Origin of the sequence: Dyadobacter fermentans DSM 18053, from assembly GCF_000023125.1 — a bacterium.
GTDB classification, from domain to species: domain Bacteria; phylum Bacteroidota; class Bacteroidia; order Cytophagales; family Spirosomataceae; genus Dyadobacter; species Dyadobacter fermentans.
Genome location: NC_013037.1, coordinates 4,985,621 through 5,008,909, shown reverse-complemented (window position 1 = coordinate 5,008,909; position 23,289 = coordinate 4,985,621). Strand labels below are relative to the sequence as shown.

The following is a 23,289-nucleotide window of genomic DNA, read 5'->3' as shown; positions in this document are numbered from 1 at the left end:
ACCCGATAGATATGCGAACGGCCGGCAGAAATGATCTGTCGGCCGTTTTGCGTTAATGCTCAATCAAGGCCAGCATCTTTTGCGCAGCTTCCATTCCTTGCTTGATAGTTCCGACCGAAGGTGTGCCATGATAGTAGCCGGCAAGATGTAGCATATCATAAGCTCTGTTCAGGTAAGCCAGTAAAGTTTTATTATGCTTATTCAAACGGACACGGTATTCATCAATGCTGTTGGGCTTTGTAAATTTCGCTCCCTCTTTCTTCCGTAAATATTCATCTGCAATCATCAATGCAGCATTATAAGCTGTTCCCGAAGCCATCTGGACATATTTGATGTCCTTGTAAAACTGGCCCTCCTTATTGGCCTTGGTACTCAAAATCTCCCGAGCATTGTCGAGATAGCGTGTGATTTCCTGATAATTATCCATAATTGAAAGTGTGGTTACATGTTTGCATTTAATGATTATGAAAGCACAGTCTGCTGCGCCACCGCATTCTCCTCTTCCACCATCATTCTCTCCCCTTCCAAACGGTACGGCTTGTTGAATGCCTCCTGCCGCATCGCAAAACGCGTGGCCAGCTTGCGGATCACATCTTTGGACATCCCCTTTTTGTAATTCAAAATTTCGGATACATATCCTTTGCTTACATTTAGCAACTCGGCAATGTCCTTAGCCTTCATTTGATGATCCTTCATAAGTGATTTGAGCAGTTCCACAGGATCGAACTCGCCTTTAAAAATGGTGTTCTCCGCGTCGTAGTGCTCGATCAGGACTGTAAGCAGATCAATTTCTTCCTCATATTGATCCGGATTTTCGGACTCCAACATTTGTATGAGCTCATTACAGTAATTGTTATACTGCTCGAAATTCCTGATGACCTTGTATCTCAATGTGTCCATGCTAGTATATGTAAATTGGATATTGCAGTCCTCGCCTGCATAAATGTGTGTACTCCGCATGCGTTCCAATCCAGCATATCGACAAATGCACGCGATTGGGACCGAAAAAGTATTTACAGACCATGTGGTAATTGTTGCCGCCGATGTCAAAAATGACCCGATCTGAACCATTGCCCAGTAGGTCCGCTGCCGGATAACTTCCCCTGATATCCGCAGGCGAATGCCAAATCGCGGTCTTTAATTTTTTCAACCATTCATCGAATGACGATTTGCTCCGTGCATGGTCCAAGGTAAACCTGTCAATCGTCGATTCCTTAATCAAATGTACCTTCATTAAGTGTGTGAATATAAGAAAAGTTCTCATATAGAGAACTTTTTCAGTTGAACAATAATTCCATAACCCCGAATGCAGTCCTACACCACCTGCGGCAGCGCATACGGCGAGCGATACTTCCTCGTCAGCAGCTTGTTAGCCTCCTCATCTCCCACAAACTTCTCCGTCTTGTTATCAAAAGTCAGAGCGCGGCCGACGCGGTAGGCGATGTTGCCCAAATGCGCCAAACCCGACGACAAATGCGCCGTTTCCACCGGGCCATTCAGCAGCTTCGGATCTTTGGCGATGACGGCGTCGATGAAGTTTTTGTAATGGTCGCCACCGGCCTTGCGGGATGGGCCGGCTTTCTTTTCTTTGCCTAGGAAGGTTTCATAATAGTCGTACCCTTTCACAACCATGTAGCCTTCCGAGCCGTAGAAGATGTTTCCAATGCCCACGCCGCCTTCGTCGTTGGTCATCCAGGGGCGCACTTCAAATTCGATGATCTTCTTTTCTTTCGTATACACAAATGACGAGCTCAGCACTTCCGGGGTTTCCTTTGCGTCGTTCCAGAGGAATTTGCCGCCGGATGACGTGATTTTGTCCGGGAAAGTGTCCACGCCGAGGCCCCACATGCACATGTCGGTTTCGTGGATGCCCTGGTTGCCGATGTCGCCATTGCCATAGTTCCAATGCCAGTGCCAGTCGTAATGCACGTAGTTGCGTGAGAAGGGTTTCATTTCGGCCGGGCCGGTCCAGAGGTCGTAGTTGAGGCCTGCGGGGATCGGCTCGGTGCCCTTGTCGCCGATGTCGGGCCGCCATTTGTACACGAGGCCGCGGGCCATGTACACGTTGCCGATCAGGCCGTCGCGGAGATGCTTTACGGCTTCTTTCAATGCCTCCGAGCTGCGGAGCTGGACGCCGTGCTGCACCACTCTTTTGTATTTGTTTGCGGCTTCTACCAGCTTGCGGCCTTCGTGGAGGTTGTGCGAGCCGGGCTTTTCTACGTACACATCTTTACCCGCCTGGCACGCCCAAATGGCTGCCAATGCGTGCCAGTGGTTTGGCGTGGCGATGCTGACGGCGTCGATGGTTTTGTCATCGAAAACCTTGCGCAGGTCGTTTTCAGTCTTCACTTTCTTACCCGTTTTCTGCTCGAATTCCTGGGCGCGTTTTTGCAAAATATTATTGTCCGGGTCGCAGAGCGTGGCCACTTCCGCATTGCTGAGGGCACTAAACCCGGAAATGTGGCTTTGGCCGCGGCCATTCACACCCAGCACAGCTACGCGCACGCGGTCGTTCGCGCCGAATGCGCTCGCAGGAATAATGGAAGGAATGGAGAGCGCGACGGCCGCGCCGGTGGTGTTTTTAATAAAATTTCTTCTCGATACTTCGGTTGAATGGTCCATAGGAAAGCATTTAGGATTTCGAAAGAAGGTCCGGTTCAGTACACTGACGAACAATAGGTTAGACGAATATCAGAAGTAACTCCCCTATTCGCTATCTATCAAAAAGTACTACGCATTTAAAATTAAGTACTATCCAAAATTCACATAATTTGCACGATCCCATAGCCGCTCACAAACAGGATCGACAGCACACTCATCCAAAAAAACACATCATAGGTAAACGAAGGCTTCAACGCAGCCGGCAGCTCACGGTAGCGGAACACCAGCGACACATACACGACCAGCAACAGCAACACCGAAGTAGCAATACCACCCAGGATCACCATCATCACCGGTGCCTGAAAAAACAAGAATAATATGCACCACGCCGCAGGAAGCACCCAGGAAAATATCCCAATGCTTCGTTTCTGCTCCCGCTCCGACCCGAACGGCATCCAGCCGATCTGCCCGAAAGCATCGGCCCAAACGCGCGCCCAGCTCGCCGCCGCCGTGAATAATGTTGAATAAAGCACGAAAAACGCCCCGACGAGAAAGATATTCTTCGCCCACGGGCCCAGTGTTTCGGTGAAAATGCGCGAAAGTGTTTCCACCATCTGATATCCCTCCGGAACGTTGCCACCGGAATGCAGCACCGCCGCGCCGAGCAGGTAAAATGCAGCCGTCACAATCGTGTAGACGACCATCGATAACACAGCATCCAAATACATTACCCTGAACCACCCTTTGGCTCGCTCCGACCACTCTTTCGTCCCGTCATTCGGGCCGGTGTAAGCGGCGTAGCCTTTTTCAATGCACCAGTAATTGTAATACATAATTTCATCGCCTCCCACGCCGGTAATGCCGAATGCCCCGAATGCCGTCGCGACCAAAGCCGTAGGAAGTGAAAATTGCAACCCGCTTTCAAATTGCGGCCAGGTGATGGCGTAGGGTGTCCATTGCAGAGAGATGACCGACACCAGAATGACGGCAGTGAAAAGAATGATCATCACCAGCGACCCCTTCTCAACCGGCCCATAATTGCCTTTGTAAACCCAGAAAGACGTGATAAGTACCGCGATAACAGCCCAGTAGTTAACCGAAATCGCCGGAAAGGCCATGTGCAGCACAATGCCCACCCCACCCACAATGCCGCCGACCTGCAACAGTTTCAGCCCCTGCAACGATAGCCACAACCAAATGCTCCAATGCGCCTTGCCGAGCCGCAGACCGGGCAGGTTGTTGAAGTTATGCATGATGAATGTGCCGGTGTAAATGGCGTTCTTGCCGAATTCCAGCTGCAATGCAACTTTGACCAGGCAGCTCAAAATAATCAGCCAGAACATCACAAATCCTGCTTTTGCGCCTAATGCGGTGGTAGCAATAAGCTCGCCCGAGCCTACGATGGCAGCGGAAAGAATGAAACCGGGACCGAGGTATTTGAGCCTGCCGAAGAAGGTGGTAGGTGGGGATAAAATTTTGGACATAAACCGGAATTTATGTCCAAAAGCTAAGATCAATCAATATTTAATGCCGTTCCTACAAATTCCCCACAGCCTGGTGAATCTGCTTTACGGTATCCACGTAATTAGTCTCACTCGGAAGCCCGAACAGCGCCTTTTCCTTGATCATCTGCGCCACATTCTCCGGCACCAGCTTTTCCCAACCCGGCTCGCCGCGCTTGATCATTTCCAGCACCGAGTCGGTGGTGATGTGCATGTGCTCGATGTTGTAGTTCCGGATATCCTCAATCTTATCATTCACAATGAGGTATTGGAACAAAGGCCGCAAATGCTCCGGCACGCGGAAGTTTTCGCAGCTGTAAACTGAGCCATCGGGCTGTAAAGTAGGATAAATGTACAGTTTCACCTTCCGGCTGAACAGCGTCGCGAAGGATTCGAGAATGCCGCCTTGCAGGAACTGATAATGCTTTTCTTCAAATATATCCTGCAAATTGGGGCTACCTAGGAGCAGGCCGGATTTCAGTTTGGTCAATCGGGAAAGGTAAGCCACCAGACGGTAATATTCATGGTGGCTGGAAATCATCACCATATGCCCCAGCGAACACAGAATGTCCACGCGGTCGAGGAAGTCCTTTTCGTCGATATCGCGGTCGCCGGCTTTGAGGTTATGCAAGGTGAGCTCCGAAATGAGTACCACTTTCGATTCATCCACATCTTCCTCTGCCAAAAACTGCCGCTGACCATTGCTGATCAGGTCGATATGCACGTTCGTGATCGGGCGCAGGCGGCCACGCATCATGAGAATGTGCTTTTTGTATAAAGCCTCGGAAGGTTGCAGCACACCGCCGTCGCTGCCGAACAATGCAGCGTCGGTAAAGCCGTTTTTCACGAGCCGCAGGCTCATCAGGCGGTTATCCACTTTGGCAAAATCCGGCCCGCTAAACCGCACCATGTCGATCTCAATGCGATCAATTGTTAGGTCGTCCATGAGCGACATGAGCAGGATTTCGGGCGATTTGTAGTAGTAATAGCAGCCGTAAATCAGGTTTACTCCGATAATCCCCAGCGCCTGCTGTTGCAAAATATTTTCATCGTCCCGCATCCGCACGTGGATCACGACATAGTTCGTCGGGCCCATCGGCGTGAGCTGAAATTGCAGGCCGATCCAGCCGTGCGATTCGTTGGTTTTCTGAAAATTAAGGGCAACTACTGTATTGGCAAAAGCAAAAAATGTGCTGTCCACACCGCGTTTTTCCGACAGCCGCTTTTCTACGAGGTTATACTCACGGTTGAGCATTTTCATCAGCCGGGATTCCACCACGTACCTTCCGCCCTCTTCCGTCCCGTATATCGCGTCGCTGAACGTCATGTCGTAGGCCGACATGGTTTTCGCGATGGTTCCTGATGCGCCGCCGGCTTTGAAGAAGTAAGCCGCCGTTTCCTGACCCGCCCCGATTTCCGCAAATGACCCGTAGATCCGGCGGTCGAGGTTGATCCTTAATGCTTTTTGTTTTGTACCAAGATTCTTTTCGTACATAACGGTATATTAGTATAATGAAGAAGCTTACATGTAAATATAAGAGAAATACAGTTCTGCATTAAGCGGAATTTCCGATCTTCTGGCCGCAGAATGGAAAAGTTATATAATATATTCACATACGGCACTCTGATGCAGGCATTTCACAACCCCTATGCGCGGAAGCTGCGAGCGTCGTCGGAGTACCTGGGAAAGGGGTATTTCAATGGCCGCTTATTCCGCGTGGAATGGTATCCGGGAGCCTTGTTCGAGCCTGATGCGCCTACGCTCGTGCGCGGCGAGATTTATCAATTGCATTCACTCGACATCCTAAAAGAACTCGATGAGTATGAGGATGTTCTGGAAGACGAGGCGGCGAGTTTGTATGTCAGGAAGGTGGTGCCTGTCAGGGATAGTCAGGAAGTGGTTAGGGGTGGTGAGGAGCTGGTCAGGGATTGTTGGGTGTATTTGTATAATCAGCCGGTTTTGGATTTGCCTTTGATTGAGGATGGGTATTTCAAAACTACTTCCTGAGGCTTTCGCCGATGATGCGCAGGCCGTCCAATGTTAATTTTCTATCAATTTCCGTAAACTCGTCACGGAGGGTGTCGATAATGGACGATAACCCGCCTGTGGCAACGGCAATGCATTCGCCGCCCAGCTCTGCACGAATGCGGCCCAGCAGCGATTTCACCAATCCTTCATACCCCAGCAAAATGCCCGCCTGAATGGCCTCGACCGTGTTTTTCCCAATCGCCGACTGCGGCAGTTCCAACGGCACTTCGGGCAGCTGCGCGGTGTTCGCAAATAACGCTTTCACGGCCGTTACCAGCCCCGGCAATATCGCTACGCCCAGGATTTTGCTGTCTTTGGAAACAGTCGTAAAAGTTAATGCAGTCCCGAAATCGACGACCACGCAATTCTGTTTATAACGCGTGGAAACGGCTACCGCATTCGCGATCAGGTCCGCGCCGATCTCGTGCGGATGGTCGATTTCAATGGATAATGCAGGATAAATCTCGGGTCCGACGACGATCACACCGTCTCCGAACAGCGAACGGAGCATCCGTAGGATCACTGGCGCAATTGCCGGCACCACGCTGCTCACCACCACCGTTTCCACATCGCCAAACCACAGCCCCGCTTCCAGGAAATGCAGCCGCAGTTTCGATTCGTAATGCGCCTCGTTTTCCTGCACCAGCGAGCGCATCCGCCAGATGTGCTCCCAGTTACCGGAACCATGAAGCCCGAAAACAGTGTCGGTATTGCCAACGTCGACGGCTAAAAGCATAGCAGAGAATTTACATGTGAAAGCAAATTAAAGGCATTCTTCAAATAAAACTTCATGCTGCCCGCCTTTTGCCTCCGTTTCTTTTGGTTTATACCTAATTTTAACCTCCGAAATAAAATCGCGTGCTTGCCAACCGTTCAACCAAAGCACCGCGCCCATGTTACCACAGGAAGCGATATGCAATTTTCTACCCCCCGCGCATTTCTGACGCTGTTTTTTTTAATACAAATCGTGCACCACGCGGCTCATGCACAGGCCATTCCCGAATGGCAGGACCCGCAGGTGATCAGCATCAATACCGAAAAGCCCCGCGCCGATTTTTTCCCGTACACCACGGAAAAAGCCGCATTGGCAATGGACAAAAAAGGCTCGTTCGTGCAGTCGCTGAACGGCAGCTGGAAGTTCAAATGGGCACCGCATCCGTCGAAAGCGCAGCTGAATTTCTACGATCCCAAAGTCTCCGACGCAAGCTGGGATAACATCCCCGTTCCGTCCAACTGGCAGGTCGTCGGCGCGCGCGAAGGCCGCAAATACGACCGCCCGATTTTCAGCAACATCAAACACCCGTTTAAGGCCACGCCGCCGCGCATTAATGCGGATACCAATGCGGTAGGCATGTATCGAACCACGTTCACGGTCGCAGATGTGAAGGATAAGCAAATATTCCTGCATTTCGGTGGCGTGCAGTCTGCCTGCTATGTGTGGCTGAATGGTGTAGCGATCGGTTATCACGAGGACGGCATGACGCCATTCGAGTTCGACGTGACAGAAGATGTAAAGGCCGGCGTGAACAACCTGGCTGTGGAAGTTATCAATTGGTCAGACGGCAGCTACCTCGAAGACCAGGATTACTGGCGGCTGTCCGGCATTTTCCGGGATGTGAACCTGCTGCTTTTGCCAAAGGTAGTTTTGACAGATTATTCGGTAAGGACGATCCTGGACGCCAACCACGACAATGCGACTTTGAAACTCAGCGCATTTGTAAAAAACTACGGCCAGCAGCCCATTCATGCGCACCAGGTGCTGTTTACATTGTATGATGCTGCCAAAAACGTGGTGACTACGCCTGTGAGCCAGATGGTAGGCACGCTTGAAATGGGCCGCGAAGGTGCCGTCCGTGCCGAAATGCCGGTGCCGAGCCCCGCCAAATGGAGTGCCGAAACGCCGAATTTGTACATGCTCACCGTCCAGCTCATGAACTCCGACGGCAAGGTGATCGAGGCGACCAGCCAGCGCGTGGGCTTCCGGGATGTAAAAATCAAAGGCGGACAACTCCTTGTGAATGGCAAAGCGATAACCATCAAAGGCGTGAACCGCCACGAGTTCGATCCCGAAACCGGCCGTGTGATCAGCCGCGAGTCGATGATGCGGGACATTACTTTAATGAAGCAGCACAATATCAATGCCGTAAGGACCTCGCATTATCCCAATGCTTCCGAATGGTATGACCTGTGCGACCAATATGGCCTTTATGTGATGGATGAGGCCAATATCGAGAGCCACGAGCTGTGGAGCAAAGGCATTATCCTCGCCGACAACCCGCAATGGCGCTCGGCATTTCTCGCACGCGGCAATGCGATGGTGGAACGCGACAAAAACCACCCGTCGGTGATCATCTGGTCGCTGGGTAACGAGTCGGGAATGGGGCAGAATTTCGTGGATATGGGCGATTTCATCAAGCTCGCCGACCCTACCCGGCCGATCCATTACGAGGGCCGGAAAGATTACAAACCAACCACGCTGAGCAGTTTCGACATTATTTCCGTCATGTATCCATCCACGCAGGATATGACCGAGCTGGTTAAAAAGGACAAAACCCGCCCGCTGATCGTATGCGAATATGCGCACGGCATGGGCAATAGCGTCGGTAACCTCAAAGAATATTGGGACGTAATCGAAAAATATCCCACCATGCAAGGCGGCTTCATCTGGGACTGGGTGGACCAGGGACTCAAACTGAAACGCCCCGACGGCACCGATTACTGGGATTACTTCAATTACCTCGACGGCGCCAATGCCGGCGACGGCCTCGTGAACCCCGACCGCACGCCCCAGCCCGAGCTGAACGAAGTGAAAAAGGTGTATCAATATGTCAAATTTGAAATGCCCGACACGCTGAAAACTGGCGAAAAAGCCCTTACGCTGCACAATACCTACGACTTTCAGTCGCTGAATGCATTTGAACTGGTTTGGTCAGTGATCGAAAACGGCAAGCCGGCAGGCAAAGGCGGCAGCATTGCAAACCTGAATGCATTGCCGCGCCACAAACAGCAGCTTACCATCCCCTACGAGCTGCCTGCCGCTTCCAAACCGAATGCGGAATATTTTCTGAATCTGAGTTTGAGACTAAAAGATGCCACGCTGTGGGCGCCGAAAGGCCATGAAGTGGCCTGGCATCAGGTGCCGGTGGTGAAACCGGCCACACCGCGGCCAAACCTGAGCCTGTACGGCGAACGCCCGCTCCGCATTGCGCAAATCAGCTCGGCCCGCGTGCAGGTTGCCGGCCAGGATTTCACGGTGGTGTTCGACAAAAACGAAGGCCGCATGATTTCTTTTAAAAACAAAAAAGAAGAAATGCTCGAAAGCGGGCCATATGCCAACTTCTGGCGCGTCCCGACCGATAACGACGAAGGCGGCGCAGCCAAAAGCTACGCCACGCAATGGCGCAATTTCGGTCTGGATACATTGGAGCGCGTTTCCTCCGAAATGAAAACCCAGCGGCTCACGGCACAGATTTACAAGGTGACGCTCAGCCAGACATTAAAGCAGCCAAAAGGTGAAATGGATGTGCAATCGGTATATATGGTTTATGCTTCGGGCGACATTCATGTACAAAACACTTTCACGCCCCGCGGCGAATGGCCCCCGCTCGCCAAAATTGGCATGCAGCTCCGAATGCCGGCCACATTTACCAAAACCCAATGGTTCGGCAACGGCCCCCACGAAACCTATGCAGATCGTAAAACGAGCGCAAAAGTGGGCATTTACGCCGGAACGGTGGCCGAGCAGCATTTCCCTTACATTACGCCGCAGGAAAACGGCAATAAAACCGGCATTCGCTGGGCAACCGTCACCAATGCGGAAGGCACCGGCCTGCTCGTGCTGAGCGATACCGCGTTCAATTTCAACGTGCACGATTATACAGACAAAGACCTCCTGGCAGCAAAACGCCGCGCAGCGGTTTTGGCCCGGGGAACGTCCACGACCGTTAACATCGACCTCGCGCAAATGGGCCTGGGCGGCGACGATAGCTGGTCGCCGCGCGTGCATGAAGCGTACCTGCTGCCCGCGAAAACCTATTCATACGCATTCAGGCTGAGGCCGATCGAAAGCACTTCCAATATCGAGCAGATAGCGGCCGTGCGCCTGCCTTATGTGGATCAGAAAGAAACCAATGAGAGCGTCTCGACCGCGGAAACCGCTGCGGCGACCGAAGAAGCAGTAACAGAAGACGAAGAGGAAGAAGAGGCGGTAACAGCACCGGTACGCAAAACGACGGTCAAAAAAGCGCCTGTTCGCAAAAAGGTCGTGCGGAAGAAGAAACCGACCCGGCGCCGCAGGAGATAATGAAAAGACTTGGCAAGTTCAAGAAAGGCTTACCAAGTCTGCAATACCCCACAGTTTTAATAAAGACCTGACAACACGGAAAACCTTGCCAGGTCTTTATCATTTTTTTGGCGACAGCACATACTGCGCCTTCACTTTGATGATCTGCGCGATTTTCACGAAAACCACTTTTGGTACTTCGATTTTATGGTCCACCAGCGCCACCTCGAAGTCGGAACTGATCGTGATTTTACCTCCCTCCACTTTCATCTTCCCTTTGATCGTCCGCTCCCTGGTCACGCCGTGAACCGTGAACTTCCCGGTGGCTGACACGTCGTAATCGCCGTCTTTGGCATAATCCGGCGCCTTATCGACTTTGCCCGAAAACGTGGCCGTCGGGTATTTCTCCGATTCGATGTAATTCTCATTGAAATGCTCCTGCATGAGCTTGTTCGGGAAAACGAAGTCGCGCATGTTCATCCGGATCGCGATTTCGCTGTTCGCCGTATTCAGGATCACTTGCGATTTTTTGTTTTCTGCCTCGATGTTTTCCAAAGGCGTCGATGCCGAAAACTTCGTATTGCCGCCGGAGGTTGAAAACATTTGGGCGAATGCATTTTCAGAGAGCAAAGCGGTACTGAACATGGCCAGGCAGGCCACGCGGAAAAAGTGCGTTTTCATGATGGTAATGGATCAGTTTGGCTGTCTCTTATTCTTCTTGTCGAAACTGAAAGTCCGGGAAATGTTGAACCCGTAATGGATATCCCCTTTGCCCCAGCTGCCGGCGGTTTCACCGATGAATTGCTTCTCGATCATGCCCAGGGAATTGGTAAAATGCAGCTGAAAAACGTGCCCGCCCGTCTCAATATCGACGCCGAATGACATGGAATCGTGGTAAGGGGCCGTGACCGTGTTCTTCTCGCGGGCGGTGTAAAAGTACTCCCCGTTCAAAGACACGCGTTTCGACAGCTTAAACCTCCCGCCGATGCCCACGGCAAGTACTACTTTTTCATCGCCGGTCACGTCCGGCATGGTGCGGTACAAGTAGGTTGGCGACAGTTGGAGCGACAATCTTTCGCCAAACTTGCGCGCTACCAGCACCTGGGCCGTGTAATAAAGCTTATCCTGAAACTCCCGCTCCTTATCCACCGTAGCCACGCCCGTGCCGCCAAACAGCGTCACCGAAACCGGCATAATGCGTGCGCCGGTGCTCTGTTTCAGTAGTTTATATTTACCAAAAAAATCATACACCTTCTGCGACGTGCTGCGCCCCACTCCGATCATCAGATCGTCCGTCAGCCCGTATTCGAAACCGAGCCGCATCGTCGCCTGGTCGAGCCCGAAAAACTGGTAGGCGCCCGAATTAAGCTTCCCGAAACGGTGCGAAATGCGGAAATCGAGGTGCTTCTTTTTCATCGTTTCCACGGACTGCCCATTCACCACGCGCGTCGATTTGAAAGTGGCGGTAACCGGCACCGTTTGCGCGCTGTCCTGTTTGGAAAGTTCGTTCAGCAAGTCGTCCTGTGCATATAAAACTGTTGATGAACCCATCAACATCACGAGTAGGCGGAGTACTTTCATGGTCGGTGCAGGTTAAGCTTTCACGGTTAAAGTGTTGCCGTCGGAAGAAACGGTCACAGTATACGTTTTCAATGCAGCGGTAGCCGGACCGTTCGTTACGGCACCGGCCGTGGTGAATGTCGAGCCGTGGCTTTGACAGAAAATATCATTGGATGTCGTCCTGTATGCAACCGGATTTCCCTCGTGGGTACAAATCTTGCTCAACGCCACATAGCTGCCGGCGGTGGTTTTGGCTACCAGCACATCGCCGGTAATGATAGAATTGCCATTGGTTTTCAGCTTCGAAGTGTTCGAATTGGTCAGATCCACGGTAAAATTGATGTTCGAGCCGGTGGTTGTTCCCGAGATGCCGGTGCCTGTCCCCGGGTCGGGGTTCGGGTTCGGATCGTCGTCGCTGGACCCGCAGGCCGTCATAGTGGTGCCGAGGCAGTAGAATGCCATTAACGTTGAGGTGCTGAGCCCAAGGCTGCGCAGGAATTCGCCTCTTTTCATGCTTCCTTTTTCAATTGAGTTCATAGTGAATAATGAATAAATTAGTAGATACGATTCAATGCTAATGTGGGCATAGTGCTCACTTGAAAACAGGGGTGTAGCGCACCGATAGCCAGAGGCCTGTCGTAATGAGATTCACTTTTCCGTATCCGACACGTTTGAGCGGCATCCGGATCGAAGGCTCCGCAAGGAGGGAGAGTTTACGCGAAATCCGATATTCATAACCGGCCGAAACATTGGCATGACTAAGCAGGTACCAGCCGGTATTTCCGTTCCATCCTTTCCGTGTTTGCGCATTAGGGTCCTTCGGATCGATGTAATGGTATTTGTATTTTTCACTATTCATGTGGTACGACGAGAACCCGCCTGTCGCGAACCAGCGTGACCGTTCGCCCGAGGCAATATCGAACCGCACATTCAATGGTATTTCCAGCACTTTGCACACGCCGTCGATACCGCTCAGTGCCAATGGAGGATAGTAGCCGTGTTTCGGCAACTGGTAAGCCTCTGCCGGGGCATAATAATCCTTCCTACTCCACACCATCCCGCTTTGCAAATACAGCTTAGGCAACACCGAATATTCCACCAGCAGCGAAACCGACGTTCCCGGTTTTGTAAAATCCTTCAACCCTACCGTGCTCAGATCGGGCGAGTAACCAAATCGTACCGCGCCCAGCGGCTGATCGTCCGCAGAAAGTGAGGATGGCTTCGGCGGGGCAGACGGCCCGGGCAGCTCATACACCGGCTCCGAAATCCCGGGCAGCGCTAATGCACTCCATCTCAACCCTTTACTGCTTAATGCAGATGCAAAAACCGCTGTACGACCTGGTTCTTCGGCTTTTGACTCCGCTTCGCCCGTGGCTATCGGCTGGCCCGTTTGCTGCGGCAGGTACGTTTCGCTGCCGACCGCATTTGTATTGTTTTCAAAAGAAAGAGCCCCGTCGCCTCCTTCCACTTTTGAGCGGTTAGGCTCTAAGAACACTCCGCCTGCCTTAGATCGGCTCCGGGGCAATGGTTTTCTGCCATTGTTACCAACAGCAGCATTCAATTCTGACGTTGAGGAAGATTTACCAGATTGATTGACACTGGTTTTCAATTTATTTCCAATAGCTTTTCCGTTACGATCAACAACACTGTTTTCAGCGCCGGATTTTGTTTCATTATCAACACCCGAAATCCCGTTATCCACAATTCCATCACCATTTTCCACGGTTACGGCGGCTTTTAGACCTTCATCCTCTTTCACGCCGCTATCAACGGCACCGTTCTCAGCTCCATCCCCCTCAGCAATAACACCTGACCCATTGACCTCTGACTTCTCCTTCCTCCGCTCTACCGTTCCTCCATCCTCCCCTACCCACGGGTACAATATCAATCCAATCGGCACCAACAACGCCAGCACGCCCAGCGGCCACCATTTCCGCCACCATCCGGCCGGAGTTTTCCCATCCTGCTGGTCGAGGCGCTTGCGCAGGTCGTTCCAGTCATCGGGTTCGTATGTCGGATCAAGCTCTTCGGATGACTTTCTGAAGAGCTTGTCCAGTTCGTCATCTGGCAACTCTATCATAGTCGTCAATACTAATCTTGGATAACATTTCTCTCAACTTTTCCCTTGCACGCGACAAATTCGACTTTGACGCCCCAACCGAAATATTCAGTTGTTCTGCAATCTCTTCGTGTGTATAGCCATCAATGACCGACAAGCTGAAAACCAGCCGGTATGCGGGCGTCAGGCGCTGGATCAATCCGACCAGCTCTTCGTGGGAAAGCTTGCTGATAACCGTTTCGTCGACGGACACCTGTTCCGCCACCTCCACGTCGTCAAAAACATCTCTGCGAACTTCCTGTCTGTAATGATCGAGGGCTGTGTTAATCATGATTCTGCTCAACCAGGTTTTAAATGGCCGGCTTGCATCGAAACTGTCCAGCTTCGTGAAAACCTTCAAAAATCCATCGTTGAGTATTTCTTTCGCCTCTTCCCGGCTGCGTGTATAGCGTAAGCAAATGCTCATAGCATAGCCGTAGAACTGCTTGTATAACAGCTCCTGACTGCGGCGGTTTTTTTGTAAACAGCCGTCGAGTAGTTCTTGAAGAACGGCGGAGTTATACTCGGGCATGCTATTTGCTTTTTTGAACCTATACGTAGAATTGAAAAGCAGGGTTGCCTGGGAAACCCAAGTTTTTTACAACATTTTCGCACCGGCAAAAGGACCCATCGTCCGTTCATTCAAAAAATAGCAATTTTTAGCCAAAATCGCACGTAAACTTGATGCCTTGCCCCAGCCGGATGACATTTGAATAATTGCTTATTTTTGCAGGCAAGCATTCAATAATTATATACAAAGATGCGGGCTGACGATTGTCCCGCGCTTTTACACAGATCAAATGGCCAAAGAAGAAAATGGGAAAGGGCTGTCCGGCAAAGATTTGCCCCGGAACGACTTGCAATCGCCATTCGCAGTAAGAAAAATCAAATGGGAAGGACTGAAAATCACGCTTCATCTGCTGCGTTACCTCAGGCCGTACCGCATGACATTTGCCGCGGGAATGCTGTTCCTTGCATTATCGACCGGCACCTCGCTCGCATTTCCGAAGCTCGTGGGCAGCATTATCGAGGTAATCGAAGGCAAATCGCAGTTTTCGATTAATCAGATCACCCTGCTTTTGTTTGTGGTCCTACTCGGGCAGGCGGTGTTTTCATATTTCCGGATCTACCTGTTTTCCCAGGTGAGCGAAAGGGCGGTGAACAATATCCGGCTGGATGTTTTCAGTAAGATTATCACATTACCTGTTCCATATCTCGAAGAGCGGCGCGTGGGCGAGCTTACGAGCCGCATCACTTCCGATGTTTCGCAATTGCAGGGCCTGCTGTCATTCACACTGGCCGAGTTATTCCGGCAGGCGGCGACATTGATCGTCGGTATGTCCATTTTGTTTTATACTTCCTGGAAACTCACGCTCTTCATGCTCGCCACGGTGCCGGTGCTTGGCGTTGCTTCGGTTTTTTTCGGCCGTCACACGCGCAGGCTCTCCCGCAAGGCGCAGGATCAGCTCGCAGCGGCGAATGTGGTGGTGGAAGAAACCTTGCAATCGGTGCATGTGGTGAAGGCATTTACCAATGAGCCGCTCGAAATCCATCGCTACCGCACCATCCTGGACCGTGTGGTGAACCTTATGCTGTTTGCCGCCCGCTTTCGGGGCGGGTTCGCTTCGTTTATCATTTTTGCGATGTTCGGCGGCATTGTGGGCGTGATCTGGTATGGCGCGGCGCTGGTGCAGGCGGGAGAATTCGGGCTTTCTGACTTGTTCACATTTATTCTCTACACCACTTTTATCGGCGCGTCGATTAGCGGAATGGGCGATTTGTATGCGCAAATCAACCGGACGGTAGGTGCCTCGGAGCGGATTTTTGAAATTTTGGGTGAAACGGCTGAGGTCTCGGTCGAAGCTGCCAGGAATGCCGTCGCGGGCGATATCGAAGGCCGGGTTACCTATCAGGACGTGCATTTCGCCTACCCATCGCGCGCGGACCTGCCCGTGTTGAAAGGCGTGTCGCTGGACATCCGGGCGGGAGAGAAAATCGCTTTGGTGGGATACAGCGGCGCGGGTAAATCGACCATCGTGCAGCTTCTGATGCGTTTTTACAATTATCAATCGGGCGAAATCCTGGTGGACGGCAAGCCGGTGCGGGATTATGGTATTTCGGAACTACGCAAAAACATCGCCATCGTGCCGCAGGAAGTGATGCTGTTCGGCGGGACGATTTATGAAAATATCGCTTACGGAAAGCCGTCGGCCTCACGCGAGGCCATTATCGACGCTGCCCGCCGTGCGCATGCCCTGGAATTCATCGAATCGTTTCCCGAAGGTTTCGAAACCATCGTCGGCGAACGGGGAATCAAGCTCTCCGGAGGCCAGCGGCAGCGCATTGCCATCGCGCGGGCCATTTTGAAAGATCCCAAAATCCTTATCCTCGACGAAGCCACGAGCTCGCTCGACGCCGAGTCGGAGAAGCTGGTACAGATCGCGCTGGACGAATTAATGCAAAACCGGACCACGATCGTGATCGCACACCGGCTCGCCACCATTCGCAAGGTGGACATGATTTACGTGCTGCGCGACGGCCGCATTGCCGAGTCGGGCACGCACCAGGCATTGAGCACGATCCCCGACGGCGTGTATGCCAATCTTATCAAACTACAATTTGAAACAGCCATTGAAAAATACTGAAATCACCTCCTCCGCGTCCCGGCAGTTCTTCCAGGCCGAGAAAGAAAAAGCAACAACGGCCGAGCAGGCTGCGAACGAGCGGTTCAAACGCATTGCATTGCTCCGCCTGGCCACATTCGCGGGCATGGTGCTGCTGGCTGTGGTGTGGAACAAAACAGGCGTCGCGTACTGGGGCATCGGAATACTGGTTTTGCTGGTAATCTTCCTGGTTTTGATGGGCAAACAGCAGCAGGCGCGCATCGGCCGCAACTTCCAGCGAAACCTGGTCACCATTAACGACGACGAGCTCGCACGCCTCGATTTCCGCTTCAAACGGCCCGATACCGGCGCCGGCTTCCGCGAAAAGGACCACCACTATGCCGACGATCTCGATATTTTCGGAGAATATTCCCTGTTCAAACTCCTCAACCGTACCCGCACCGCCGAAGGAAGCCGCCGGCTGGCCAACTGGCTTAAAAATCCCGCTACCCCCCCGGAAATAGCGCTCCGGCAGGCCGCGGCAACGGATTTCAGCCGCCATCCCGGACTGATGCAGCAATGGGAAGCTACCGCCCTGCTGCACGAACACGCCGCGAGCCACGTGGGCGAATTCCAAACGTGGGTGGTCGAAATGTTTCCGGCACCTTTGCAGGCCGCGCTGAAATGGCGGTGGTTCCCGCTGGTTACGCTGGCGATTATGGTGCTGTATTTTGCGGGCATTGTGCCGGGCTACGCGGTGTTTGCCAGCTTGGCCGTCCACCTTTTTATCCTGGGGCGCTACACGGAGTTCGTCAAGGTGCTCGCCAACCGGACGACCTCCATGGGCCAGACGCTCACGGCCTATTCCGAATTGCTGAAAAAAGCGGAAGATGCGCCTTACCAATCGGCGTGGTGGCAGTCGCGGAAGGCGCGGATTACCGGCTCGTCGGCAGCGCTCGCGAAGGTGGGGAACCTGTTCGAAAAGCTCGATTACCGCAACAATCCCTATTTCGCCATTTTTGTGGGCATTCCCACGCTTTGGGATATGCATTGCCTGGCCGGCCTGGAAGCCTGGAAGGCCGAACACCACAGCCACCTCAATCACTGGCTCGATGTACTGGCCGATACCGAGGCGATGAACAGTGTGGCTGGCCACGCATTCGCCAACCCGCATTACATTGTGCCGCAAGTGAGTGACACTGCCGAAGTAACGATCAGCGCAGCCGATTTAGGCCATCCGCTTATTCCGGGAGCAAAGCGAATCAGTAACGATTTTGCGATGCAGGGCACGGGCAAGACGATTCTTGTGACGGGTTCCAACATGTCGGGCAAAAGTACATTTCTGCGCACGATCGGCCTCAACCTCGTGCTGGCGCAAATGGGGGCGGTAGTGAGCGCGGGCGCACTCGCGTGCTCGCCCGTGCGGGTGTTCAGCAGCATGCGCACGCAGGATTCGCTCGAAGAAAGCACGTCCTCTTTTTACGCCGAATTGAAAAGGCTCCGAAAACTCCTCGAACTGGCCGACGAGCAGGCCAATGCGCCGGTTTTTTATCTACTTGATGAAATACTGAAAGGGACCAACTCGGCCGACCGCCACCGCGGCGCCGAAGCGCTGATCCGGCAGCTGCACACGAAAAAAGCATCGGGCATGGTGTCCACCCACGACCTCGAACTCGGCGAATGGGGCGCGACGGAAACGTACATTCACAACTTCCATTTCCGGTCGGATGTAGAGAATGGCCAGCTGCATTTCGACTACCGCCTGCACGACGGCATCTGCCGGAGCTTCAATGCCTCGGAGCTGATGCGCATGATGGGCATTGCGATCGGCCCGGACGAATCTCCACTTGTACACTCATGACGGTCATTTGTACGGTTATACGAGGATTTGCGTAACTTTACTGTTTACATTTACGTTTAAAATACTGATCCGGCAGCGGAGGTCGAACTTTTTAATTCTTGTACAATTAACCCGTAGCGATTACAAAACCTGAATGGAATTACAGAAAGCATTGGAAATATTGATCATGGCAGGGCAGCTTATCCTGGGCCTGTCGATCCTGGTGGGGTTGCATGAGTGGGGGCACATGGCCGCCGCAAAAATGTTCGGAATGAGGGTTGAAAAATACTTTATAGGCTTTCCTCCTAAAATTTTCAGTTTCCAGAAAGGCGAAACAGAGTACGGCATAGGCGCGATACCGCTGGGCGGGTTTGTAAAAATTTCCGGGATGATCGACGAGTCGATGGACACCGAAAGCATGAGCCAGGAACCGCAGCCGTGGGAATTCCGCTCGAAACCAGCCTGGCAAAGGCTGATTGTCATGCTCGGCGGGATCATCGTAAACGTAATCGTGGGGATTATCATATTCATTGCCATTGCTTACCACGACGGCAGGAAGTTCCTTTCGATCAATGAAGTGAATAAGTACGGCATCGTGGCGGGCGAACTCGCTCAGGAAATTGGGCTTAAAACCGGCGATAAAGTGATCCGCGTGAACGGCAAGCCCTTCTCCGATTACAGCGACCTGGTGAGCTCGGAGGTGTTCCTGGGCAGCAACAGCTCCTACACCGTGCTTCGCAACGGCCAGGAGATCCAGATCGACATTCCGAATAATTTCATCGAAAAACTTTCGGACCCCGACGAGAAACGCAACTTTATCCTCCCGCTCGAACCATTCAAGATCGGCGAGCTGATTCCCGGAATGCCGGCAGAAAAAGCAGGCCTGGAACCTGGCGACAAAGTAGTGTCCATCAACGGAGCGCCTATCCGGTTCTTCCACGAATTGCAGGCGCAGCTAGAAACGCTGGCAGGCAAGGCAACCACGCTGGTCGTACAACGCGGCGAAGGACAGAAAACATTGAATGCGACTGTAAGCGAAGAGGGCACGCTAGGGTTCTATCCCGAAACGCTGCTGAACTTCACCACCGTGAATTATTCGTTTGGCGAGGCCGTGGCTATTGGCACGGAGAATGCCTTTGGCGTGGTGTATAATAATATCAAAGGTTTCGGTAAAATTTTCCGCGGTGAAGTTTCCGCTTCCAAAGCGCTGAGCGGGCCGATCGGCATTGCCCGGATGTTCGGCGGCGTGTGGGATTGGGGCCGTTTCTGGTCACTCACCGGCCTTCTCTCAATGGTACTCGCATTCATGAACGCCCTGCCGATCCCTGCGCTGGACGGCGGCCACGCGGTAATCCTATCCTACGAAATCATCTCCGGCCGCAAGCCGTCCGACCGTTTCCTCGAAAACGCACAAAAAGTGGGCATGGTACTCCTGCTCGGCCTGATGGCGTTCGCGATCTTCAACGACGTATGGAAAGCGGTATTTTAGGGAAAGGGAGGAAAGGGAGAATGGAGGAAAGGGAGGAAAGGGATTTTTGTCCTTCTTCCCCTTCCTCCATCCTCCCTTTATTCCCTTTCCTCCCATTATTCCCCTTCCTCCCTCTATTCCCCTTCCTCCTCTCCTCCCTACTCCTGCTGACGTCATTCAAACCGAAACACGACTACCATGTTTCCGTGACGCAAATGCAGTACAATGCCGTGGCCCGGTCTTTTGAAGTAAGTATCCGGATATTTACCGATGACCTGGAAAAAGCATTGTCGCAAAGCCATTCCAAACAGCGATTTATAATTAAAGACAATGATCAGAATGACCGCTTCGTTGAAGAATACATTCGTAAATCATTTGTTTTGACAGATAGTCAGAAAAAAAATATGACTATCAAATACATCGGCAAAGAACAGGAAGCGGATGCAACATGGGTGTACCTTGAAATCCCTTTCCAGGGCCCTTTGAACGGTTGCAGGCTTTCGAATGTTACGCTCATGGAAGTTTTTGACGATCAAGTCAATATGACGAATGTCAGATTCCAGTCCGAAAAAAAGACGTTTTTATTTAAAAAAGGACAGACCTCTCACCTGCTATAACTAGTTTGTGACCGCTCATAAAAATGCATGACATAATGTGTAGTGGCACGGCTATTTTGTTTTTATAATGCCTTTCTTTTGAAAGTCATTATTTATATATTGGGAAATGATTATCTGTCAATTTGACAGAATGCCTATGAAATTTGAACCTTCTGATCTATATAGCCGGCTGCTAATGTCCGACTCGGACATGGATAGCCTCGAAATCGTTCCACTTGGCGGCCCCGATGGCTCCGACGAGCCTTTTGAACTTCCCAATGAATTAGCGATACTTCCTATCAGGCAAACAGTACTTTTTCCCGGAATGGTTATTCCGGTAACCGTAGTGCGCCAGAAAGCCATCCGGCTTGTTAAAAAGATATACCGTAATTCCGACATCAATCAGCGTATTCTCGGTGCCGTCACCCAGGCGATCCCCAACAAGGAAGACCCTACGGCCGAGGACCTTTACAACATCGGTACCGTTGCCCAGATCCTGAAAATGATTACCCTGCCGGATGGCAATGTAACCATCATCGTTCAAGGCCGGCAGCGCTTCGAGATCAAGTCGATTGTGAACGAAGAGCCTTACCTTACTGCCGAGGTGCGGGCGATCGAGGATTCATTTGTGGGGCCTACCAAAAAAGAAGCGAAAGCACTGCTGCAATCGCTTCGTGACGGCGCGCACAAGATCATGCGCCTGAACCCGGAGATCCCGCAGGAAGCGCGCATTGCCCTCGATAACATTGAAAGTCCGATATTCCTGATCCATTTCCTGTCGTCGAACATCAATGTAGAAGTAGCCGACAAGCAAAAGCTGCTTGAAGAGCGCAATGGCCATAAGCAAGCCACGCTTTTGCTGCAATACATGATGCGGGAAATCGAAATGCTCGAACTAAAACGGGAAATCCAGACCAAAGCCAGCTCGGACATCGACCAGCAACAGCGCGACTATTTCCTGCGCCAGCAGATCAAGGTGCTGCACGATGAGCTGGGCATGGACAGCCCCGAGCGCGACCTGGACGAAATACGCCTCAAAGCCAGCCAGAAAAAATGGACGGACGCGGTGAAGGCGCATTTCGACAAAGAACTTAGCAAACTGCAACGCATTAACCCGATGGCGCCTGAATACCCGGTAACGATGAATTACCTGGAAACGCTCGTGGACCTGCCGTGGGGACAATATACCAAAGACAATTTCGACCTCGTAAGAGCGCAGAAAATACTCGACACCGACCATTTCGGCCTCGAAAAGGTGAAGGAGCGCATTATCGAATACCTCGCGGTGCTCAAACTGAAAGGTAACCTCAAAGCGCCGATCCTCTGCCTCTACGGCCCTCCGGGGGTGGGTAAAACTTCGCTCGGGAAGTCCATTGCAAAGGCGCTTAACCGCGAATACATTCGCATGGCGCTGGGCGGCGTGCACGACGAAGCCGAAATCCGCGGCCACCGCAAGACTTATATTGGCGCGATGCCCGGAAAAATCATTCAGAACATCAAAAAAGCAGGTTCTGCCAACCCGGTGTTCATCCTGGATGAAATTGATAAGGTAAGCTCCGACTACCGCGGCGATCCTTCGTCAGCTTTGCTGGAAGTACTCGACCCCGAGCAAAACTCTTCGTTTACAGATAATTACCTCGAAGTAGAATACGACCTTTCGAAAGTACTTTTCGTAGCTACCGCCAACTCGCTCGACACCATCCACCCCGCATTGCGCGACCGGATGGAGATCATCGAGATGACCGGCTACACGATCGAAGAAAAATTGCAGATCGCGAAACGTTACCTCGTTCCGAAGCAACGCAAAGACCATGGCCTGAAAGCAACCGACGTGAAGGTAGACGACGCCGCATTGCTGAAAGTGATCGAAGGCTACACCCGCGAATCGGGCGTGCGCAACCTTGAACAGAAAGTGGGGACGGTGGTGCGCAAGATCGCGAAATCGGTAGCAATGGAGCAGGATTATCCCAAAACCATCAAAGCCGAACAAGTCGAAAAATACCTTGGCGCAGAGATTTTTGATAAGGATTTGTACCAGGACAACGACTTCGCAGGCGTTGTTACCGGCCTCGCATGGACCTCGGTAGGCGGTGAAATATTGTTCATCGAAACCAGCCTGAGCCGCGGCAAAGGTGGACTGACGTTATCCGGCCAGCTAGGCGACGTGATGAAAGAATCGGCCGTGGCTGCATTGTCGTACCTCAAAGCCAACGCGGAACGGCTCGGCATCGACTACCGGATTTTCAACCATTACGACCTGCACGTGCACGTGCCTGCGGGCGCGGTGCCCAAAGATGGCCCGAGCGCGGGCGTAACGATGGTCACTTCCATGGCCTCGATATTTACACAGCGCCGGGTGAAACCTTTCATTGCCATGACGGGTGAGATTACCCTGCGCGGAAAAGTGCTTCCGGTAGGCGGCGTGAAGGAAAAAATTCTCGCAGCGCGGCGCGCGGGTGTGAAGGAGATCATTCTTTGTGTTAAAAACCGCAAGGACGTGGAAGAAGTACCGGCCAACTACGTCAAAGACCTGAGCTTCCATTACGTGGATCAGATCGACGAGGTGCTGGGTATCGCATTGCTTCCCGAGAAAGTGAACAACCCGATGAACTTCGTTTTCCCCGATGAGAAGAAGGAAAAAGAGGAAAGCGGGTTTGTCACAATGACCGCATAGATTCATTGAAATACAGCGAAGAGGTGCCCGAAAGGC

19 protein-coding genes are annotated in these 23,289 nt (G+C 52.2%); 7 read left to right on the top strand and 12 right to left on the bottom strand.

Annotated features, from left to right (window positions below; translation table 11 throughout):
- Positions 1–52: 52 nt before the first annotated feature.
- The 6 genes from DFER_RS20635 to DFER_RS20610 form a co-directional block, all read right to left on the bottom strand.
- Complete coding sequence (locus DFER_RS20635; RefSeq protein WP_015813593.1) at positions 53–427, bottom strand: DUF5618 family protein; 375 nt, start codon at positions 425–427, stop codon at positions 53–55.
- A 35-nt stretch (positions 428–462) separates the two neighbouring features.
- The gene (locus DFER_RS20630; protein ID WP_015813592.1) at positions 463–900 is read right to left on the bottom strand and encodes a helix-turn-helix domain-containing protein; all 438 of its coding nucleotides are present in this window, start codon (positions 898–900) and stop codon (positions 463–465) included.
- A gap of 1 nt (position 901) precedes the next feature.
- Complete coding sequence (locus DFER_RS20625) at positions 902–1,234, bottom strand: type II toxin-antitoxin system HigB family toxin (protein WP_015813591.1); 333 nt, start codon at positions 1,232–1,234, stop codon at positions 902–904.
- An 80-nt stretch (positions 1,235–1,314) separates the two neighbouring features.
- Positions 1,315–2,622 carry a Gfo/Idh/MocA family protein gene (locus DFER_RS20620; RefSeq protein WP_015813590.1) on the bottom strand — a complete coding sequence of 436 codons (1,308 nt, stop codon included), beginning with the start codon at positions 2,620–2,622 and terminating at the stop codon, positions 1,315–1,317.
- A 140-nt stretch (positions 2,623–2,762) separates the two neighbouring features.
- Positions 2,763–4,085 (bottom strand): Nramp family divalent metal transporter, encoded by a 1,323-nt coding sequence (locus tag DFER_RS20615; protein WP_015813589.1) that lies wholly within the window; start codon positions 4,083–4,085, stop codon positions 2,763–2,765.
- A gap of 52 nt (positions 4,086–4,137) precedes the next feature.
- On the bottom strand, positions 4,138–5,598 hold the full coding sequence (locus DFER_RS20610) for a hypothetical protein (RefSeq protein WP_015813588.1): 1,461 nt from the start codon (positions 5,596–5,598) through the stop codon (positions 4,138–4,140).
- Between the two features lie 93 nt (positions 5,599–5,691).
- On the opposite strand from DFER_RS20610, the gene DFER_RS20605 reads away from it, so the two are divergent.
- The gene (locus DFER_RS20605; protein ID WP_015813587.1) at positions 5,692–6,111 is read left to right on the top strand and encodes a gamma-glutamylcyclotransferase family protein; all 420 of its coding nucleotides are present in this window, start codon (positions 5,692–5,694) and stop codon (positions 6,109–6,111) included.
- Here the strand turns inward: DFER_RS20605 and DFER_RS20600 are convergent.
- Complete coding sequence (locus DFER_RS20600; protein WP_015813586.1) at positions 6,101–6,868, bottom strand: type III pantothenate kinase; 768 nt, start codon at positions 6,866–6,868, stop codon at positions 6,101–6,103. The two genes, DFER_RS20605 and DFER_RS20600, sit on opposite strands and share 11 nt — an antisense overlap.
- A gap of 177 nt (positions 6,869–7,045) precedes the next feature.
- Between DFER_RS20600 and lacZ the strand changes: the two genes are divergently transcribed.
- On the top strand, positions 7,046–10,435 hold the full coding sequence (gene lacZ, locus DFER_RS20595) for a beta-galactosidase, LacZ type (RefSeq protein WP_015813585.1): 3,390 nt from the start codon (positions 7,046–7,048) through the stop codon (positions 10,433–10,435).
- 99 nt (positions 10,436–10,534) lie between these two features.
- Here the strand turns inward: lacZ and DFER_RS20590 are convergent, their stop codons facing one another.
- The 5 genes from DFER_RS20590 to DFER_RS20570 are packed head-to-tail and all read right to left on the bottom strand — an operon-like array spanning position 10,535 to position 14,604.
- Entirely contained in the window at positions 10,535–11,095 is a 561-nt protein-coding gene (locus DFER_RS20590; protein WP_015813584.1) for a YceI family protein, read from the bottom strand.
- Positions 11,096–11,107: 12 nt separating this feature from the next.
- Entirely contained in the window at positions 11,108–11,995 is an 888-nt protein-coding gene (locus DFER_RS20585; protein WP_015813583.1) for a DUF5777 family beta-barrel protein, read from the bottom strand.
- 12 nt (positions 11,996–12,007) lie between these two features.
- The gene (locus tag DFER_RS20580; protein WP_015813582.1) at positions 12,008–12,511 is read right to left on the bottom strand and encodes a QcrA and Rieske domain-containing protein; all 504 of its coding nucleotides are present in this window, start codon (positions 12,509–12,511) and stop codon (positions 12,008–12,010) included.
- Between the two features lie 55 nt (positions 12,512–12,566).
- Positions 12,567–14,054, bottom strand: a complete 1,488-nt coding sequence (locus DFER_RS20575; protein WP_015813581.1) for a hypothetical protein — start codon at positions 14,052–14,054, stop codon at positions 12,567–12,569.
- The gene (locus DFER_RS20570) at positions 14,035–14,604 is read right to left on the bottom strand and encodes an RNA polymerase sigma factor (protein WP_015813580.1); all 570 of its coding nucleotides are present in this window, start codon (positions 14,602–14,604) and stop codon (positions 14,035–14,037) included. The genes DFER_RS20575 and DFER_RS20570 overlap by 20 nt, the downstream gene beginning before the upstream one ends.
- Before the next feature lie 268 nt (positions 14,605–14,872).
- Here DFER_RS20570 and DFER_RS20565 point away from each other — a divergent pair, with 268 nt between their 5' ends.
- The 5 genes from DFER_RS20565 (at position 14,873) to lon (ending at position 23,253) form a co-directional block, all read left to right on the top strand.
- Positions 14,873–16,717, top strand: a complete 1,845-nt coding sequence (locus DFER_RS20565; RefSeq protein ID WP_015813579.1) for an ABC transporter ATP-binding protein — start codon at positions 14,873–14,875, stop codon at positions 16,715–16,717.
- Positions 16,704–18,536 (top strand): MutS-related protein, encoded by a 1,833-nt coding sequence (locus DFER_RS20560; RefSeq protein WP_015813578.1) that lies wholly within the window; start codon positions 16,704–16,706, stop codon positions 18,534–18,536. Before DFER_RS20565 ends, DFER_RS20560 begins: the two co-directional genes overlap by 14 nt.
- Positions 18,537–18,687: 151 nt before the next feature.
- Positions 18,688–20,004: an RIP metalloprotease RseP gene (rseP, locus tag DFER_RS20555; protein ID WP_015813577.1), complete on the top strand. Its 1,317-nt coding sequence runs from the start codon at positions 18,688–18,690 to the stop codon at positions 20,002–20,004.
- Positions 19,986–20,600, top strand: a complete 615-nt coding sequence (locus DFER_RS20550; RefSeq protein ID WP_015813576.1) for a DUF6702 family protein — start codon at positions 19,986–19,988, stop codon at positions 20,598–20,600. The genes rseP and DFER_RS20550 overlap by 19 nt, the downstream gene beginning before the upstream one ends.
- 175 nt (positions 20,601–20,775) lie before the next feature.
- Positions 20,776–23,253, top strand: a complete 2,478-nt coding sequence (gene lon, locus DFER_RS20545; RefSeq protein ID WP_015813575.1) for an endopeptidase La — start codon at positions 20,776–20,778, stop codon at positions 23,251–23,253.
- Positions 23,254–23,289 lie beyond the last annotated feature (36 nt).

Excerpts from the sequence above, each read along its gene's own strand:
- DFER_RS20635 (WP_015813593.1), bottom strand. The coding sequence starts at position 427 with ATGGATAATTATCAGGAAATCACACGCTATCTCGACAATGCTCGGGAG.
- DFER_RS20630 (WP_015813592.1), bottom strand. The coding sequence starts at position 900 with ATGGACACATTGAGATACAAGGTCATCAGGAATTTCGAGCAGTATAAC.
- DFER_RS20625 (WP_015813591.1), bottom strand. The coding sequence starts at position 1,234 with ATGAAGGTACATTTGATTAAGGAATCGACGATTGACAGGTTTACCTTG.
- DFER_RS20620 (WP_015813590.1), bottom strand. The coding sequence starts at position 2,622 with ATGGACCATTCAACCGAAGTATCGAGAAGAAATTTTATTAAAAACACC.
- DFER_RS20615 (WP_015813589.1), bottom strand. The coding sequence starts at position 4,085 with ATGTCCAAAATTTTATCCCCACCTACCACCTTCTTCGGCAGGCTCAAA.
- DFER_RS20610 (WP_015813588.1), bottom strand. The coding sequence starts at position 5,598 with ATGTACGAAAAGAATCTTGGTACAAAACAAAAAGCATTAAGGATCAAC.
- DFER_RS20605 (WP_015813587.1), top strand. The coding sequence starts at position 5,692 with ATGGAAAAGTTATATAATATATTCACATACGGCACTCTGATGCAGGCA.
- DFER_RS20600 (WP_015813586.1), bottom strand. The coding sequence starts at position 6,868 with ATGCTTTTAGCCGTCGACGTTGGCAATACCGACACTGTTTTCGGGCTT.
- lacZ (WP_015813585.1), top strand. The coding sequence starts at position 7,046 with ATGCAATTTTCTACCCCCCGCGCATTTCTGACGCTGTTTTTTTTAATA.
- DFER_RS20590 (WP_015813584.1), bottom strand. The coding sequence starts at position 11,095 with ATGAAAACGCACTTTTTCCGCGTGGCCTGCCTGGCCATGTTCAGTACC.
- DFER_RS20585 (WP_015813583.1), bottom strand. The coding sequence starts at position 11,995 with ATGAAAGTACTCCGCCTACTCGTGATGTTGATGGGTTCATCAACAGTT.
- DFER_RS20580 (WP_015813582.1), bottom strand. The coding sequence starts at position 12,511 with ATGAACTCAATTGAAAAAGGAAGCATGAAAAGAGGCGAATTCCTGCGC.
- DFER_RS20575 (WP_015813581.1), bottom strand. The coding sequence starts at position 14,054 with ATGATAGAGTTGCCAGATGACGAACTGGACAAGCTCTTCAGAAAGTCA.
- DFER_RS20570 (WP_015813580.1), bottom strand. The coding sequence starts at position 14,604 with ATGCCCGAGTATAACTCCGCCGTTCTTCAAGAACTACTCGACGGCTGT.
- DFER_RS20565 (WP_015813579.1), top strand. The coding sequence starts at position 14,873 with ATGGCCAAAGAAGAAAATGGGAAAGGGCTGTCCGGCAAAGATTTGCCC.
- DFER_RS20550 (WP_015813576.1), top strand. The coding sequence starts at position 19,986 with ATGGAAAGCGGTATTTTAGGGAAAGGGAGGAAAGGGAGAATGGAGGAA.
- lon (WP_015813575.1), top strand. The coding sequence starts at position 20,776 with ATGTCCGACTCGGACATGGATAGCCTCGAAATCGTTCCACTTGGCGGC.